The organism is Thermopirellula anaerolimosa (genome assembly GCF_054657335.1).
Window position 1 is genome coordinate 340,939 of record NZ_BAAHYX010000004.1, and the last position, 16,262, is coordinate 357,200.

Consider the following 16,262-nt stretch of genomic DNA (forward strand, 5'->3'; position numbering starts at 1 on the left):
CAGTCGGTCGCTATACTTCAAGGTTTGATCCGCTCAGGCGAGTTCGCGCTCCCAAAGCTCCGCGCTTGATTGCCGCGCGAGTTCCCTTTATGGGACTGCGCACCACCACACGCTGATGGGGGATTTACGACCCAAGGTCCGCCGATTCCGATCACGCCCGATATTCCCGGAGTTTTGCCATGAAAGACGGCATTCACCCGAACTATGTGGAGACCAAAGTCACCTGCGGATGCGGGAACACGTTTGTCACCCGAAGCACCAAGTCCGAGCTGAAGATCGACATCTGCAACGCTTGCCATCCCTTTTTTACCGGCAAGCTGAAATATGTCGATACGACCGGTCGGATCGAAAAATTCCGCAATCGCTTCGCCGGTGGTTATTCCAGCGTGACCAAGGGGCGCAAGAAGGGCCAACAACAAGACTCGCAAGATGCCGCCGGTTGACGATTCCGCGGTCGGTCACTTCGACCACCGTGACGGGTAAAGCCTTCCCGCCGTGTCCGCCTGGGCCCCACCGTCGTGATTCGTTTCCGGTTCTTCTCGACATGCGTGGACATCCGATGCTTTCCGAAGCGGTCGGTTGCCGTGTGATTTTCCCATGCGCAAACAACTGGACGAAAAACTCGCCCGGTTCGAAGAATTGGAGCGGAGCCTTCATGATCCCGAAGTGCTCGCCAATCCCGCTCGGATGTCCGCAGTTTTGCGCGAGCATGGATCGCTCGCCAAATTGGCGACCCGCTATCGCCGCTTTCGGCAGATTTCCCAGCAAATCCTCGAGGCCCGCGAACTGGCGGAGGAGTCTCCCGACCCCGAATTGCGAGAACTTGCCGAATCCGAGTTGGAAACACTCCGCCGCGAACGTGAGGAATTGTGGGACGAGTTGCTGGCCCTGACCGTGGGCGGCGAGGACGCGGAGCGGCCCCGCTGCATCATGGAGATTCGCGCCGGGACGGGCGGCGAAGAGGCCGCTCTCTTCGCCCGCGATCTTTTCGAAATGTATCGCCGCTATGCCGAACAGCGCGGCTGGAAACTCGAAATCCTCGAGATGAATCCCACTGAATTGGGCGGCTTCAAGGAAATCTCCTTCGGACTGGAGGGCGAAGAGGTATTTCGCCGCATGCAGTACGAGAGCGGCGGTCACCGCGTGCAACGGGTTCCCGAAACCGAAGCCAAAGGTCGTATTCACACGTCTCTGGCCACGGTGGCGGTGCTTCGCGAACCGGACGATATCGAGATCGAATTGAAACCGGAGGACTACCGTCGCGACACCTACCACGCCAGCGGTCCCGGCGGTCAGCACGTCAACAAGACTTCTTCCGCGATTCGTCTGACGCACTACGAGACGGGAATCGTGGTTCAGTGCCAGGACGAGAAAAGCCAGCACAAGAATTTTGCCAAGGCGCTGCGGGTGCTGAAGAGTCGCATTTACGAACATTATCAACGCGCGAAGGACGCTCAGCGGGCGGAAGAGCGGCGGACGCTGATCGGCTCCGGAGACCGCAGTCAAAAAATCCGCACCTACAATTTCCCCGAAAACCGCGTCACCGATCACCGCATCAACTTGACGCTGTACCAATTGAACAACATTCTGGCGGGCAACCTGGATCCATTGATTGAAGCCATACTGGACCACGAGCGGGCGGAACTCCGCAGTACGTTCGGCCAACTCGACTAGGACGCCGATTTGTGCCTTGCTCCCGGTTCGGCAACGAATTCCCGCCGAACGATCCGGCTTGAAGGTCTGGGCAAAGATTCGTTGGCAGAGGTAACCGATCCATGCCCGAAACTGAAGTTTGGACGATCGGGCGACTCTTGGCATGGACGACCGAATACCTCGGGCGACATGGCTCGGAGTCCCCGCGTCTGGACGCCGAGGTTCTGTTAGCTGCGGCAAAGGGATGTCGTCGCATCGACCTTTATGCGGCCTTCGAAGAGATTGCCTCCGATGAGGTCCGGGCCAAGTTCCGATCCATGGTCCGCGAGCGAGCGGATGGTACGCCGGTAGCGTATTTGGTGGGCCGGCGTGAGTTCTTCTCGCTCAGCTTTCACGTCACGCCAGCCGTCCTGATCCCTCGACCGGAGACCGAAGACCTGGTCGTCCGCATGTTGGACCTGGCTAAGGAATTCACGTCCGAATCTCCCGTCCGCGTCTGCGACGTGGGTACCGGCAGCGGAGTTTTAGCCGTTTGTGCCGCCAAACATCTGCCGCAAGCTGAAATCACCGCCGTGGATGTGAGCAAAGAGGCCCTTCGGGTCGCCGAAGAAAACGCTGAGCGACTGGGCCTCGCGGAGCGGATTCGATTCCTGCAAAGCGATCTCTTGGATGCCCTGCCTCCGCAGGAATCGTTTCATCTCATCTGTTCCAACCCGCCGTACGTCAGCGAAGAGGAATTTGCCCGTCTTCCGCGTGATGTGCGAGAGCACGAACCGTATCAGGCCTTGGTGGCCGGACCTCGCGGAACGGAGATTATCGCCCGTCTGGTTCCGCAGGCTGCCGAGCGGCTGGTACCGGGCGGGTGGCTTCTGATCGAAATCAGCCCCATGATTCGCGAGGCGGTTGAAGCCATCTTGGCCGCCGAACCTCGCCTCGAACCCGGTCCCATCTTGAAAGACTCCGCGAGACGTTGGCGAATTGCGCAAGCCCGGCGGACCTGACGAAAATCGCGTTTAGCCCCGACCGTGGCCGAAATCGTCGATGGACGAGCGGCCGTCCGCCGCCTTCTTCGCTCTCGCTCCGATACCGCGGCAACTGCCACAGACGGCAACGCTTTCACTCCGGCGGTTCTCCGGTACCGCGAAACAGCGCATGCCGCAGGAGATTACGGTCGGAGGTCAAAGGCCCGTCGCCGCGATCTTCCGTAAAGACACGTCGCATGATCGCGAATCGGGTGTCGATGACGTCGGCATAGTGAACCAGGAGCGCCTCCGGAAACATGGGCGGCTTAGAGGCCCCATTCTCCCCCATCTCTTGATGCGAAACGATGATATGTTCCAACTTCAGCAACCGTTCACCCGAAAATCCCACCGCTTCAGCAGCTTCACGAACCAGGTCACGCCCCAGAATCATATGGCCGAGCAGGGCGCCGTCCGCGGAATAGCAGGTTTGCAGCGGCGAACAAGCCAACTCTCGCACCTTGCCGATGTCATGCAGAATGCCGCCGGCAAGAACCAGATCGCGATCGAGCGGCGGTTGCATGTCAGGATATTGCCGGTCGTAAAGATCGGCGAGGAAAAGACAGGTCTCGGCCACGGATCGAGTGTGCTCCAGCCAGCCTCCCGGATACATATGATGGTGGGATCGTGAACCCGGAAGCGACAAAAGCGAATCCCTCTCGTGCTCCAAAATGTGCTCGGTGAGGTTTCGCAAGAGGGAAGGCTCCATGCTCTCCGCTACCAACTTGCGCAATTCCTCAAAGAGTTGCTCTTGAGGGACCGGCGAAGGAGGCATGAACTTGGCGGGATCGAATCCGGCTTCTCGGTCGCTCTCCTGGACATGTCGGATTTTGCGGACATCCAGCGTCGGTCCCCACTGGGAATCCTTCAGCGTCGCTCTGACCTTGAAGAAGTCCCCGGGCTTCCATTCCTTTTGGCACATCGCGAAAAACGGCGAGTCCGCCCAAACCGCAACCTCAATCTCTCGCGACTCGTCACGAAACGTCAACAACCAGAACGGTTGACCGGTCCGAGTCGTCATGCTCTTTTTGACGGTCAGCAACAGAAACAGATCCGCCTCGTCTCCGAGGGATAATTCGCCGAGGGTGCGTAATCCTTGCGTTGGGGACATACCTAATCCGTGAGGTTATCGGGGTTCGCCGCGATTGCGACCGGAACAATGTCCGATAAGAGATAGGGGGCAAAAGTCGCATGTTTCCCTATCCATGACGACCGCCCGAGATTTTAGCCCGGAATCCGACTAGAAGAAAGTCATCCGGCGATAGGTTCCGAAATCGACATGAGTCCTCCGCGACGCAAACTGCGACCGCAAAGCGTCTCTTCCGGTCAAGTCTCCCGCAACTGGGAGGCGGACTTTTCGCACTATCTTTCGGCGGAGTGCCACCTTTCGGAAAACACCGTGGCCGCCTACCGTCGAGATTTGCGTCGCTTTCTGCAATGGTTGGGCAACCGCTCACCGACCCGACTCGAGATTCAAGACCTGTCCGACTACGCCGCCTGGTTGCACGGCCTGAACCTGGCCCCGGCATCCCTCGCCCGGCACATCGTTTCGCTGCGACTTTTCCTGCGATATCTCCAATTGGAGGGGCTTGTCAGCCGAAATCAGGCGGAGTTACTGGGCGGTCCCAAGCTGTGGGAGCGCGTGCCGCACGTCCTGACGCCGAATCAAGTGGACGCCTTGCTGCAAAGCCCTCGCCCCTACGATCGCTGTTGCCACCGCAATCGGGCGCTGCTGGAGTTTCTCTATGCGACGGGATGCCGCGCGAGTGAAGCGGCCAACCTGCGGATGGACGATCTCCATTTGGACGAGGCTTATTGCACGTGCCGCGGCAAAGGCAACAAAGAGCGGATCGTGCCGCTCGGGAAACGGGCGGTCCAGGCATTTCGTACTTACCTGGCCGAAGAGCGATCGATCTTGTCCGCCGCGTCGGGCGGCCATTCCCCTTACGTCTTTCTCTCCTATCGCGGCAAGCGGATACGCAGAGAACGGATTTGGGAGCTATTGAAATTTCACGCCATCCGCGCGGGGATTCCCCCCGACATCAGCCCTCACACGCTTCGACACAGTTTCGCCACCCACCTTTTGGCGGGTGGAGCGGACCTGAGGCACGTTCAAGAGATGCTCGGCCACGCGGGTATCGCCACCACGCAAATCTACACCCACGTGGACTACGCCCGACTGAAGTCCGTACACAAGCGATTTCACCCGCGCGGATGAAACCCTGAGCGGCCCGAAGACGCCGAAGGAAAAGCGTCACTCCTTTCGAGGAGGAGCGAATTTGATCTTCTCCACAAGACGGATAATGCGACCGTCGGGAGCCACGTAACCGGAAACCGCCGTGATGGCCTTCATGACGTTTTCGTAATTGAGATCGTAATCGCAATCGAATTCCACCTCGGCATCCCCGGCGCCCCCCGGACCGGCCTGATCTCCGACCAGCAGTCGCACCTGCTGACGAAGCTCCTCGAAGCTGCCCAGGCGGCGTTCCGACAAGTAAATCCCCGAAAGACGCCCACCCGCGGCGGCAGTCAAACGGACTTTGATCGGCGGCATTTGGGAGTCGGTAGGGACGCCCGCGCTTGGCGCCGCCAACGGCATCTTGATGAAGAAATCCCCTTCCGGCGATACGATCTTGAACGTCATGATGAAGAAAGTCAAAAGCTGGAAGACGACGTCGATCATCGGCGTCATCATCAGCTCGATTTTGCCGCCCGTCCGGGTACCCGAGCCGCGAAACTTCATCGTCTAAGTGCTCTCTTGCTTAGCCCGCAGGGTAAACTTTTCGAATCCTACCGACTGACACATTCGTATCAGTTCTTGCACTCGTCCGGTCTTCGCGTAGCGATCGGCGCGGATGATGACGGTTGTATCGCGGTAGTCGCCGCCGCGTCGCTCCACCAACTGTTTTTCCACTTGGAGGATCGGCACGATGCCGTCCAGCGTGTATTCCTCAACGCCGTAAAAGACGGTCCCCTTGGACGTCATCTGCAAGGTGATGGGGTAGGCGGGAGCTGTGTCGGGCGGTTTGGCCAATTCGCTGGCGGGAAGCCGAATGAGCTGGTTTTGATCACCTTCCGAAAAATTGATCAGAATCATGAAGAAGGCGATCAACTGAAACGTCATGTCGATCATCGGCGTCATATCGCCTTCGGCGTCGGGAATCTGTCGACCACGCCCGTAACGCATTTGCGTCCACTCCTCAGCCTAGGAATCAACCGCGACACTCGGGGCCTGAAGCCGCCGGTTCCGTGCGGCAACGGCTCCCGAGAAGGATTCAGGCCTTCTTGGCGCCAACGCTGGAGAATCGCGACATCAAGCCTTCGCTCACGATTCCCACTTCCAGAACCAGTCGGGCGATTCGATTGCGGAGAAACCCGTACACGATGATGGCCGGAATGGCGATAATCAACCCCACCAACGTCGTAATCAAGGCGGTGGAAATACCGCGGGCGAGGTCCGCCGGCTTGGGAGTCGTCGTACTGTTGGCGATCACACTGAAGGACCGCACCATGCCGTCCACCGTTCCCAGCAATCCCACCATGGGGCTCACGGTACCGATCAGTCCGATGTAGCTCAAACGGTGCTCCATCCGCATGGCCTGTTCCTCGCCGACCTCTTGCATGGCCTCGACAGCCTGCGCGTATCCCGCCGAAAGCTTGGCCAAGCCTGCTGACAACACCTGCCCCAGGAAGGACTCGTCGTTCTTCGCCAATTCGTAGGCTTCCTGATACCGCTTTTCGTTGAAATGGGCCTCGAATCCGTCGATCAACGCCGAGGGGATGACGGTCTCGCGACGGCAACCGACCAGATTCATCACCAAAAGCGCCACGAACGAGAACGAAATCGTCAAGAAGGCCAAGGTATAGGTCCAACCTAACGACTCAAAGAACCAACGCAGGACCGATTTCTCTTGAGGGCGGGCCGCCTCCGCAGCCGCAGGCGCCGTTTCGGGCGCCGCTGCATCGGCCGCCGGCAACGTATCGTCGGTCGCCGCTTCCTCCGCATGAACGGCGGTTGCGGAAGCCGGAATCCACCTCGGCAAAGCACCGAGCGTCACCAACAACATCACGAGTGAAGCCGCTATCGAGCCGCTCCAGGTCGACAAGAAGCCTCGACGCATGGAAACCTCCTGATTGAAGGTCAAAACCCTAGAATTGAATCGGCGTCCGGTACCCTGTTCCGCAATTTGATAAGCCCCCAGCCAAGCACCGCCTCATACCACGGCGGAATTCCCTTCCGGTTCTCCCTTGGGCGGCATCCCTTTGCCTTCGAGACGCGTTCGGTCCGCTGTGAACCATCTAATATACCTTCGTCCGGCGGTAAACGTAAACTCCCAACCGTCGACGAAGAGAAAGCCGCGCATCGGCCGGTCGATCAGGACGCGAGCAGCCGGCCGCGCTTTACGGCTACCCGCCCGAGACGTTGACCTTGTACTGCTCTTTCAGCACGTCGACGGCCTCGGCCGCCCGCTCCGGATGTTGCAGTTGCGGCCAAAGTTCCGCGAGGTTCCGCAAGGCGTCGATATGAGAGGGAGCATGGCTGAAGTACAGCAGATCGACGTGCAAGTAGGCGATGACGGCGTCCTTGATCCTGCCGGCTTTGCGATACGCCGCGCCCAATGTGCCGTACAACCTGCCTAGCACTTCGCTGTTTTCCGTCAGGTCGGGACGTTCCAGGATGGGCTGGAGCATGGCGATGGCTTCGTCGGCCTGCCCCTTTTCCACCATGGTTCGCGCTTTGCCGATGGTGGCCAGCAATTTCGGCGTATCATCACCGCTCAAGGGGACGGCCAAAGCCTTGTCGAACGCCGCCTCCGCCTCCGCGAATTTCCCGGCTACGATATAAGTCCAGCCCGACTTTTGCAGACCCTCCACCTTGTATTCGGGCCAAGGGGCCTCGGCGACCTTGCCGAAGTATTCGACCGCTTTGTCGTAGTTTTTCACGGCGATCAACAACTCAGCGATCATGCGACAGGCATCCCAATAGTGAAAGGAGTTGGGAGCCGAGGCGAGAAAATTGATCATCGCCCCGCCTGCCTCCTGGGGCGATCCGGTCCCCCCCAGCGCGATCTTTCCGCGGCAATAAGCCCGGTAGAATTCAACGTCTTGAGCGATCTCAGGCCGCCGTAAGCTGTCCGCCGTGATGCGATCCAGAGCGGTCAGGGCATCCTCGAAACGCGAGGTCTCCACGTTCGACCGGGCGGTACCCAAGGCCGCCGGTTCCGCGTCGTACGTGATGCGAATAATCTGGTTGACCGGCACCGTCTTCGGGCCGGCCGCCGTCTCCACCGTCACCTCCAGGGGCGACATCTGCGTGATCCGCCCGCGAACCTGTTCCGAGGACGTGACCACGGTGTCCACGGCCAGCGCCGTTACTTGCCACATTCCCGCCGCCGCGAAGACGACTCCCAACCAACGCATGTTCATGATCGCCAGTCTCCCTGCGTTGTTACGCTTTCCTCACATGGCATCCAACGGAACGCCGACGCTTGCCAAATCGCACGCCTTCACCTCAAGAACGTGAGGCGCCGGCCTGGCTTCCCGCTCGCTGATCAAAGGCCCGCAATCCTTGGGGGGACCGCTGGCCTTGTAATTGCTGGATGGTCCTCACGAGTTTGTCGTACTTTTCGTACCAGTCCTTGCCCCCTAAAGACGGGTACAGCAGATAGGTGCGACGGATATCCAGCAACGCTTCGTCCAGCAGGCGAGAGCGTTCCTCTCCGGTCTTTTTCTGTGCCAATTTGAAGCGGCACAGTGCCAAGTTGTAACGGGCTTGGTGGAAGATCGATTCGAACTTCTGATAAGAAGCAGCGACGCGTTTGGCGATGCCGCCCCACCCCCAAATCAAGTATCGGCCGCCCTTTTCGTAGCCGCCGCGAATCGCGTTGATGTAATAGTCTTCCTTGCCCGGTTGCTCGGCCCATTCCTGATAGATGTTCGCCGCTTCGATCTGCACGTCGATTCGATTCTCTTTGCCGGCCTTGTCGATCACATACAGCACCGCCTCCAGGGCTTTATCGTAGATTCTGAGACCGCGTAGGACGCCCGCCAACCGTACCCGCAGGAAGATCGGTGCGTCTTCCGGGGCAAAGCCCGGTTCCTGCTCGCTCCGCTTAATGAGGGTCACGTAATTGGCAAGCGCCTGCTTGTAGAACGCCGCAGCCTTCTCCGGAACCTCGGGCCCGCCGGGATCCAAACCCTTGCCAAGGCTGAAGTACGTTTCGGCCACCCAATTCAGGGAGCGAAAATCGGCGCCTTGGGCGCGTTGCGAGATGCGAGCTAAAAGCGACGTGAAACCGGTCAGCACGGTCTCCAATTGATCCGTCTTATTTTCGCTGCGGAGTTGTTGTAGTTGTTGCTCCAATTGCCGTCCCAGGCTGACATAAACGGCCGTTAAATTTTTGCCCCCGGCACTCGCGTCTCCCGCCGTCACCAAGGACTCCAGACGATCCAAATACTTCATGGCCTCGTCCACTTGCTGCGCCATGACGTAGGCGCGTAAAGCCAGTTTCAGCACTTCCTCTTGAAACGCTTGGCGATCGACGGCGGGGTTCCGGCGATCCATCAGCGTGAGCGGCCCGATCGCTTGGTCGTTCAGCAGGGCAATCGTTTTGTCGGGCTCCCCCATCGTCAAATGTGCTTGGGCCAAAAGGAGCACCGAATACTCCACGAAATAGTCGACGGCTTGCCCGCCGCCGACGGCCGTGCGAACGATTTCCAATCCCTTTTCCAGATGATCACGGGCGTCGTCGCGCAAGGCGGTCAATTGCTCGGCGGGCGGAGGATTGGCCTCCGCAGCGGTCTTGACGTAATCCGCCCAAAGCGCCTGCCCCAACCGCAACTCCGCCCTACCCCGCCCCCAAGAGTTCTCGGGCAATTTGGCGACGTACGCCTTGGCCTCGTCCATTCGCCCCAAATCAATCGCGGAATCCATCACGGACAGAACGGCTTCGGCGGCCTCGTTTTGATCCGGCCAACGTTGGACGAGATAATCCGCCAAGCGCGTCATCCATTGCAACTCCCACTCGCCGTCGCCGCCCTGCTTCGTCGTATCCAAGAACAGCTTGCGGATAGCTTTGACCGCCACCTCGCCCGCCTTGTTCGATCCCGCCGCCTGCGGATAGCGACGCGCCAAGAATTCGCCCAGGACGGCGCACTCGGCGAGCCGATCGGCGTCCCAAAGCAGGTACACCAGTTTGAAGCGTATCGCGTTCACCTGATCCATCACGTCCGGCGATGCATATCGTAGTGCCGCCCGATAGAGACTGATGGCGGCGTCCCTCGCGGTGTCGGCATCACGGCGGGCCTGATCGGCGCTAAGGCTCTGTTGCAATTGGCCCATCGCGGCGATAAAGCGATCCCACGCCATATCGCCTCGTTCCACCGCGTCGGCGAATCCCTGAACCGGGCCCTCCGCTTGCACTTCCCCCGTCAAACCGGCCAGGGCTGCTTGGGCTTCGCCGCGATTGGGGTTGGGAAGTCGGGCGGCGGATTCCAAAAAGCGACGGGCCGTCGCGCGCAACTGCTGCGCCAAACGGGCATCTTTGTTCTGCTCCGCGGTCTTGGCCGACTCCACCGCCGACATGCCCGCCAAAAACTGCACACGCAGACCCGCCTCCCCGTTGCGAATGTTCGGTCGCGCGGCGTCCAACCACTCTTCCGCACGTGCCACCACGGCCTGGTGATTTCCCTGCTTGCGCAGAATCTCACACAGTCGGGCCAGGGCTTCGGTTCGCAAGGGCTGCGTGGCCGGATCATCCGCGGGAAGCGTCAACGTCTCTTCAAAGATGGCCGCGGCTTCCTTATCCTTACCCAATTCCTGAAGACAAACGCCCTGCTGTAGTCTCGCCACCAATCCGGCGCCGTAGTCCTGGTACTTGTCGTAAATCTTGCCGTATTCATCGGCCGCCTCCTGCAACAGTTTTTTGCGTGTCTCGTCTTCGGGCGGATAGGTTTGGGCCAATTGATACTGTGCGCCCACGCTGTACAACCTCGCCCGCAAGTAATCGCGATAGGCGGCCTCTCGTTCCCGACCTTCACGGGAATTGCTGTCGATTACCCGTCCTTGATACGACTCCGCTCGTTTTCGGGCGGAGTCGAGGAAGACCGCGAACGCCTTTTGGGCCTCCTGGATGGCGGATCGTGCCTCCTCTCGCAACCTAGCAACTTCCGCATCCGGCTTACCTTCGGTCGATGCGAGCGTGGTTTTCGCCCGTTCCACAAGGACTTGGGCCAATTGCGCATTCGCGTCGCCCACCAGAGGATGTTGCGGGTGTTCCTGGACGAATTTCTTGAGTCGGTCCATGGCCCGACTCAAGTACTGCTCGCGGGTCAGAGAGACTCGCGTTTGAGCGGCGGCCAGAATCCACGTGGTCCCCGCCTGGTAGTCGATTTCGTCTTTAAGATCCGGCGGGCATGTCGGATCCGCCGCCAAACCGTCGAGGTAATCCACCGCGGTGTCGAAATATCCGCGCTCTCGCAAGACTTCGAGAAACTTGCGTTGATTATCCACAGCCCAAAGGCCGGACGAACAGGCGAACCACAATCCCGCGGCCAAAAGGAGAAGACACAAAGGCCGGCATGAATCTCTCATCGATATCGATCTCCATCCCGAGTCTCGGAATGCCCTCGGCCCTGCACCGATTACGGCTTCAATTATGGTCGGAACCGAGTCGAATCCGCAACACCGGGCGACACCGCTGCTCGTCCGTTCCATTTCGACACGTCTGATTCTACCGCATTGGCTGCGTGTTCCGGGCGAGTGTCCTGGACGGGAAAATCGGCCCGGTCGGATCATGGCAATCGCCGCTTACGCACTACAATGAAAGATAGCCGGCGCGTTCGATCCGGTGCCTTTGGGAGAAACGGCGTGCGAATCAGGACAGGCATATCACGTTCCTACACCCATCCGCGAGAACAGCGGCGGCTTATGCTGCTGGTCTTTGTCATCGGAGGCGCGGTGATCCTGGTCACATCCGCCCGTGAATGGCTGCCGCAGGCAGATCAACTTCTCCGATTTTTGCGCGAACCGGCGGATCGACAAGCGTTGCAAACCGGCCCGGCGAAGAATTCTGCGATTGATACGCGGCTGACACCCGACTCATCGGAGCACACTTCCCGGCCAACGGTGTCTCAATCCGCCGTGAATGAGTCCGGCGTCTCATCGCCCGGCGAAGCGGCCTCACCTACCGCCGAATCTTCCCTTCTCAGAACGGGCACAGCGGAAACCGCTTCCCCACGCAGCGTGTTTACCACTTCCGACATCGATTTCTCGACTGTTCAAGACGACCAACCGTTTCGCATGGCGGAGGCCGGCCCTTGGTTCGCGGTCCTCGCACGCCTGCGAAAAACGGACGAAGAGGGGATCGCCGCCGCGTCGCAGGGCTGGGTGACCTTCTCCCAACTCTACCGGCGATCCCAAGATCGGCGAGGCCGAGTCGTAACGGTCAAGGGCCACGTCGTCCAGGCGATGCGGATGAAAGCCCCGAAAAACGGCGAGGAAATCGCGGGCTATTACCAGCTTTGGATACGCCCGTCGGACGAAAACAATCCCGTGGTCGTCTACGCTTTGTCGCTGCCTTCGGATTTTCCGTTGGGAAACCGTCTGGAAGAACCTGTGGAGGTCCACGGCGTGTTTTTCAAACGCTGGGCCTACCAAGCTCGCGACGCGCTCCGAGCCGCGCCCGTCTTGCTGGCGAAGCAAATCCACTGGCAACGGCATCCCTCAGTAAGCGACGCTTCGACATCGCCGGACCTCGTCACCGCCGTGCTCCTTGCAGCGCTGTTCGCCGCCGGATTCGTTTGGTACGTTTATCAAAAGACTCGCCCGAAAACGCAAAGCGATGCCCCGAGAGAAGTCTCCCAGGGGGCATCTGCCTCCTCGTCGCAGGAAATCTGAGAGCATCGGGGCGGTCCCGCGAACATGCGTCCGGGGAATCGCAACGCGAGCTCAGATTTCGTTCCACTGACCGGGGACGGGTACCGGATACATTCCCCGTTCGTCCGGCAGAATCGGGGGCGGAGTTTCCGGCGTCATCCGATCCACGTCGGGACAGAACTGGAATTGCGAGGCCGAAGCGTCGTCCCAACCAATGACTTGCCCGCTATGCACGGCCGCACGCCCCATGATGGCTGCCAGATTGGAAAGCGCGGCACGTTTCGCTTCGTTGTGCGGCAAATCCTCGCGAATAGCCCGCAACAAGGCCTTCCACTCGGCTTGCCAAGGCGTCAACTGCTCCTTCGGGGCCTCCCATGCCACGTTGTCTTCTGCGATTCGTTGATCTTTGAAGATACGTACCGTCCCGGCGTGGACGGCGCCGGAAAACTGCGCAGCACGCTTGGTCCCGTGAATGTACGTCGCGAAGTGGTTGTAGCAGTTGGAGGCATAGCGGACCACGTCCAATCCTTGCGTTCCGTCGGGAAAGGTCCACTCGGCGAAATAGGCATCCAGATTTTGACTGTGATCGAGGCTGTTCACCGCCCGACCGCCCACGCCGTGCGCGGATACCGGCAGCGCATCCTTGATCCAGCAGATCTCATCGATTTGATGGATGTCCATCTCCGAGAAAAGGCCGCCCGACACCCAAAAGAAGCGGAAGAAATTCCGGATTTGCCAGAACAACTCCGGGACGTCGGCGGGCTTCGGCCCGAGCGGTCCCACCGCTTCCATGCGGTACGCACGTACGAGCGTGATGTCGCCCAACTCTCCGTCGCGAATACGCTTGATCAACTCTTGGCGATTCACGGAATGTCGGCACATCAAGCCGGCAGCAATTTTCAGGTTCTTTTTCTCCGCCTCCTCGCCCGCCTGAATCACACGACGGCAACCCGGCGGATCGGCGGCGAAGGACTTTTCCATGAAAACGTGAATTCCCTTCGAAACGGCATACTCCAGTTGCCCCGGTCGAAAGACCGCGTAACCGGTCAACATCGCCACATCGCCCGGCCTAAGCGCATCGATCGCATGGCGGTACGAATCCAGTCCCACGAATCGCCGCTCGGGCGGGACTTGCACCTGATCGGGAAACATGTCCGAGAGGTTTTTATGAGAAGCCTCCAAGCGGCTCTCGAAGATGTCCGCCATGGCGTAAAGCTCGATCGGTGCGTCGCTCACGGAGAATGCGTCTCGCACCGCACCGCTGCCCCGACCGCCGCAGCCGATCAGGGCCAGTCGAATTTTCCCGGTCTCGGCGGCATGTACGGCGGGCGTCCCCGCCATCAAACCGGTTCCCATGACCGCCAGGACGGAAGTCCCCGCCAATATGGTTCGTCGATCCAGTGCAGGCCCCTTCGTTGAGTTTTCGCCAGTTCTCTTCTCACTGTTTTTTTCCGCCATTCGATCGACTCCTTCTAGATACAAGGGGGACAAACTCGACTGAACGTGTGCGCGTCCCGACGCCCGTCACAATTAACGACCGCGGGGGGAGCGCACCGCTCCACCGTCGCTCCAGCATATCCCCTCACAGACCTGAATCAAGCATTTCGACACGGCCTGGGTTGCAACCGCATCCGAATGGCCAACGAGTGGACCGCCATCGGACCGGTGTGAGCCTGCTCACGGTTCCCAAAACCGAAGCTCCTTGCCACATTATTTCGTGCTGTTCGGTCGGTAGTTTTCCGCACACCGCGACGGTATCCTTAAATGCGCCTCGCTCGGGTGAAGCACGTTCCAGACCCTTAACGACGGGCGAACTCGGCTTCCGTTCGCGTTGCCGTGTCGGCCGTCAATCGATGTTCTCAATCCTGGCTGCGGCAGGAGGATGCACCATGTTGACCTTCCCATGTATTTCCGGCCCGCAGGACCGCGCCGCACGGATCGTTTTTACAGCGGTTCTTCTTTCGGCAACTTGGCCCCAGTTCGTTGCTCGAAGCGCGGAAACCGCCCCGGAGCAGAGCTCGTCGTCCGCGTCTCGACCCAACGTGATTCTGATCGTCACGGATGACCAAGGCTACGGCGACATCGGCTTTCACGGAAACTCGATTGTCAAAACGCCCAACCTGGATCGCCTCGCTTCGCAGAGCCTTCGGCTGATCGATTTCCACGTGGATCCCACGTGTTCGCCCACGCGGGCGGCCTTGATGACCGGCCGGTATTCATGCCGAACCGGCGTTTGGCACACCATTATGGGGCGATCCATCCTGCGCGGCGACGAGACCACCATGGCCGAGTATTTCGCCAGGGCCGGTTACGCCACGGCTATGTTCGGAAAATGGCACCTCGGCGACAATGCGCCGTACCGCCCCATCGACCGCGGCTTTCAGCATGCGCTTTGTCACGGCGGCGGCGGGATCGGGCAAACTCCCGACTACTGGGGAAATACCTATTTTTCCCCCATGCTACGGAACGACGGAAACTGGGAGCCGAGCCAAGGGTATTGCACGGACGTCTTTTTCGCCGGCGCCCGCGAATTCATCGCTCAACACCGCGATCACCCCTTCTTCGTCTATTTGCCGACCAACGTACCACACGGCCCTTGGCAAGTCGATGATCGTTACGCCGCACCGTATCGGGCGGCCGGCGTCTCCAAGGACTTGGCGAACTTCTACGGCATGTTGACCAACTTCGATGAAAACCTGGGTGGATTCTTGGCCTCCCTTGACGAATGGGACCTTGCTCGCAATACGCTTGTCATCTTCATGACCGACAACGGTACCGCCGGCAACGGCTTTAACGCCGGCATGCGAGGACGCAAAGGCTCTCCCTACGACGGCGGGCACCGAGTCCCCTGCTTCTTGCGGTGGCCCGACCGCTGGTCCCAACCGCGCGACGTCCCCGGTTTGACCGCTCACATCGACCTCTTGCCTACCTTGATCGAGTTGTGCAACCTGCCTAAAGAGGGCGGAATGCCGCTGGACGGCGTCAGCCTATGCCCCATTCTCGATGGCAAGTCCGGCGGAGACCCGGATCGGACGATCTTCGTTCAGGTCAACCGTATTGAGCATCCCGTTCCGTGGCGATTGTCGTCCGTGCTTACACCCCGCTATCGGTTGATCAACGGCAACGAACTCTACGACATCGTCGAAGATCCCGGCCAGAACCACGACATTGCCTCTGCTCAGCCTGATGTGGTGCAAGAGTTGCGTTCGCGCTACGAACGCTGGTACCGAGACGTCTCCTCACGCTTTGGGGAATACGTTCCGTTGGTCCTCGGAACGGCGCAAGAGAATCCCGCTTTACTGACTTGCCACGACTGGCACGGCGAAAAAATACCCTGGGATCAGACCATGATCTCCCGCGGGGCGGCCGGCAACGGCTTTTGGGCCGTCGAATTTTCCCGGTCGGGCGAGTATCGGATCACACTGCGAGATCGTCCGCCGTATGTCAGCCATCCCCTTGCCGGGCGACGGGCACGGTTGGTCATCGGCGATCAAGAGTGGGTCCGGGACATCCCTCCGGGCGCCCAGGCCGTGGAATTCCGTGTGAATCAAACTGCGGGCCCGACTCGACTTCAGACCTTCTTAATGGACGGCGATACCGAGTTGCGAGGGGCCTATTTCGTTGAAGTCGCCTACCTGGATGGAGCGGCATCCTCCGAAGCCGAACCGCAGTCCCCATGAACGTCGGCCTGCGAGGTGGGATCATGGCACTCC

At 59.8% G+C, this 16,262-nt stretch carries 13 protein-coding genes; 6 read left to right on the forward strand and 7 right to left on the reverse strand.

Features of this window, described 5'->3' with window-relative positions:
• Positions 1-179: 179 nt before the first annotated feature.
• The 3 genes from rpmE to prmC all read left to right on the forward strand — a co-directional run bounded on the left by rpmE (position 180) and on the right by prmC (position 2,654).
• The gene (rpmE, locus tag ACYQ6J_RS01935) at positions 180-443 is read left to right on the forward strand and encodes a 50S ribosomal protein L31 (RefSeq protein ID WP_460182507.1); all 264 of its coding nucleotides are present in this window, start codon (positions 180-182) and stop codon (positions 441-443) included.
• A gap of 154 nt (positions 444-597) precedes the next feature.
• On the forward strand, positions 598-1,674 hold the full coding sequence (gene prfA / locus ACYQ6J_RS01940; protein WP_460182508.1) for a peptide chain release factor 1: 1,077 nt from the start codon (positions 598-600) through the stop codon (positions 1,672-1,674).
• 101 nt (positions 1,675-1,775) lie between these two features.
• Positions 1,776-2,654 (forward strand): peptide chain release factor N(5)-glutamine methyltransferase, encoded by an 879-nt coding sequence (prmC, locus tag ACYQ6J_RS01945; RefSeq protein ID WP_460182509.1) that lies wholly within the window; start codon positions 1,776-1,778, stop codon positions 2,652-2,654.
• 115 nt (positions 2,655-2,769) lie between these two features.
• Here the strand turns inward: prmC and ACYQ6J_RS01950 are convergent, their stop codons facing one another.
• A complete protein-coding gene (locus ACYQ6J_RS01950) occupies positions 2,770-3,783 on the reverse strand; it encodes a 3'-5' exoribonuclease YhaM family protein (protein ID WP_460182510.1) in 1,014 nt (337 codons plus the stop codon).
• A gap of 168 nt (positions 3,784-3,951) precedes the next feature.
• Between ACYQ6J_RS01950 and xerD the strand changes: the two genes are divergently transcribed.
• Positions 3,952-4,890 carry a site-specific tyrosine recombinase XerD gene (gene xerD / locus ACYQ6J_RS01955; RefSeq protein WP_460182511.1) on the forward strand — a complete coding sequence of 313 codons (939 nt, stop codon included), beginning with the start codon at positions 3,952-3,954 and terminating at the stop codon, positions 4,888-4,890.
• A 36-nt stretch (positions 4,891-4,926) separates the two neighbouring features.
• On the opposite strand, the gene ACYQ6J_RS01960 is transcribed toward xerD, so the two are convergent.
• From ACYQ6J_RS01960 to ACYQ6J_RS01980, 5 genes are all read right to left on the reverse strand, one after another.
• Positions 4,927-5,415 (reverse strand): ExbD/TolR family protein, encoded by a 489-nt coding sequence (locus tag ACYQ6J_RS01960; RefSeq protein WP_460182512.1) that lies wholly within the window; start codon positions 5,413-5,415, stop codon positions 4,927-4,929.
• 3 nt (positions 5,416-5,418) lie between these two features.
• Entirely contained in the window at positions 5,419-5,859 is a 441-nt protein-coding gene (locus ACYQ6J_RS01965; protein ID WP_460182513.1) for an ExbD/TolR family protein, read from the reverse strand.
• Positions 5,860-5,947: 88 nt separating this feature from the next.
• The gene (locus tag ACYQ6J_RS01970; protein ID WP_460182514.1) at positions 5,948-6,793 is read right to left on the reverse strand and encodes a MotA/TolQ/ExbB proton channel family protein; all 846 of its coding nucleotides are present in this window, start codon (positions 6,791-6,793) and stop codon (positions 5,948-5,950) included.
• Positions 6,794-7,079: 286 nt separating this feature from the next.
• On the reverse strand, positions 7,080-8,099 hold the full coding sequence (locus ACYQ6J_RS01975) for a tetratricopeptide repeat protein (protein WP_460182515.1): 1,020 nt from the start codon (positions 8,097-8,099) through the stop codon (positions 7,080-7,082).
• An 85-nt stretch (positions 8,100-8,184) separates the two neighbouring features.
• A complete protein-coding gene (locus tag ACYQ6J_RS01980; protein ID WP_460182516.1) occupies positions 8,185-11,265 on the reverse strand; it encodes a hypothetical protein in 3,081 nt (1,026 codons plus the stop codon).
• Positions 11,266-11,541: 276 nt separating this feature from the next.
• On the opposite strand from ACYQ6J_RS01980, the gene ACYQ6J_RS01985 reads away from it, so the two are divergent.
• Positions 11,542-12,570, forward strand: coding sequence for a hypothetical protein (locus tag ACYQ6J_RS01985; protein ID WP_460182517.1), 1,029 nt, complete (start codon positions 11,542-11,544; stop codon positions 12,568-12,570).
• 51 nt (positions 12,571-12,621) lie between these two features.
• On the opposite strand, the gene ACYQ6J_RS01990 is transcribed toward ACYQ6J_RS01985, so the two are convergent.
• Entirely contained in the window at positions 12,622-14,007 is a 1,386-nt protein-coding gene (locus ACYQ6J_RS01990) for a Gfo/Idh/MocA family protein (RefSeq protein WP_460182518.1), read from the reverse strand.
• A gap of 431 nt (positions 14,008-14,438) precedes the next feature.
• Between ACYQ6J_RS01990 and ACYQ6J_RS01995 the strand changes: the two genes are divergently transcribed.
• Positions 14,439-16,229, forward strand: coding sequence for an arylsulfatase (locus ACYQ6J_RS01995; protein ID WP_460182519.1), 1,791 nt, complete (start codon positions 14,439-14,441; stop codon positions 16,227-16,229).
• Positions 16,230-16,262: the final 33 nt, after the last annotated feature.

What these genes read in the sequence shown, in the direction of transcription:
- prmC (WP_460182509.1), top strand. Translation starts at nt 1,776, where the DNA reads ATGCCCGAAACTGAAGTTTGGACGATCGGGCGACTCTTGGCATGGACG.
- ACYQ6J_RS01975 (WP_460182515.1), bottom strand. Translation starts at nt 8,099, where the DNA reads ATGAACATGCGTTGGTTGGGAGTCGTCTTCGCGGCGGCGGGAATGTGG.
- ACYQ6J_RS01970 (WP_460182514.1), bottom strand. Translation starts at nt 6,793, where the DNA reads ATGCGTCGAGGCTTCTTGTCGACCTGGAGCGGCTCGATAGCGGCTTCA.
- ACYQ6J_RS01990 (WP_460182518.1), bottom strand. Translation starts at nt 14,007, where the DNA reads ATGGCGGAAAAAAACAGTGAGAAGAGAACTGGCGAAAACTCAACGAAG.
- ACYQ6J_RS01980 (WP_460182516.1), bottom strand. Translation starts at nt 11,265, where the DNA reads ATGAGAGATTCATGCCGGCCTTTGTGTCTTCTCCTTTTGGCCGCGGGA.
- prfA (WP_460182508.1), top strand. Translation starts at nt 598, where the DNA reads ATGCGCAAACAACTGGACGAAAAACTCGCCCGGTTCGAAGAATTGGAG.
- xerD (WP_460182511.1), top strand. Translation starts at nt 3,952, where the DNA reads ATGAGTCCTCCGCGACGCAAACTGCGACCGCAAAGCGTCTCTTCCGGT.
- ACYQ6J_RS01965 (WP_460182513.1), bottom strand. Translation starts at nt 5,859, where the DNA reads ATGCGTTACGGGCGTGGTCGACAGATTCCCGACGCCGAAGGCGATATG.
- ACYQ6J_RS01995 (WP_460182519.1), top strand. Translation starts at nt 14,439, where the DNA reads ATGTTGACCTTCCCATGTATTTCCGGCCCGCAGGACCGCGCCGCACGG.
- rpmE (WP_460182507.1), top strand. Translation starts at nt 180, where the DNA reads ATGAAAGACGGCATTCACCCGAACTATGTGGAGACCAAAGTCACCTGC.
- ACYQ6J_RS01950 (WP_460182510.1), bottom strand. Translation starts at nt 3,783, where the DNA reads ATGTCCCCAACGCAAGGATTACGCACCCTCGGCGAATTATCCCTCGGA.
- ACYQ6J_RS01960 (WP_460182512.1), bottom strand. Translation starts at nt 5,415, where the DNA reads ATGAAGTTTCGCGGCTCGGGTACCCGGACGGGCGGCAAAATCGAGCTG.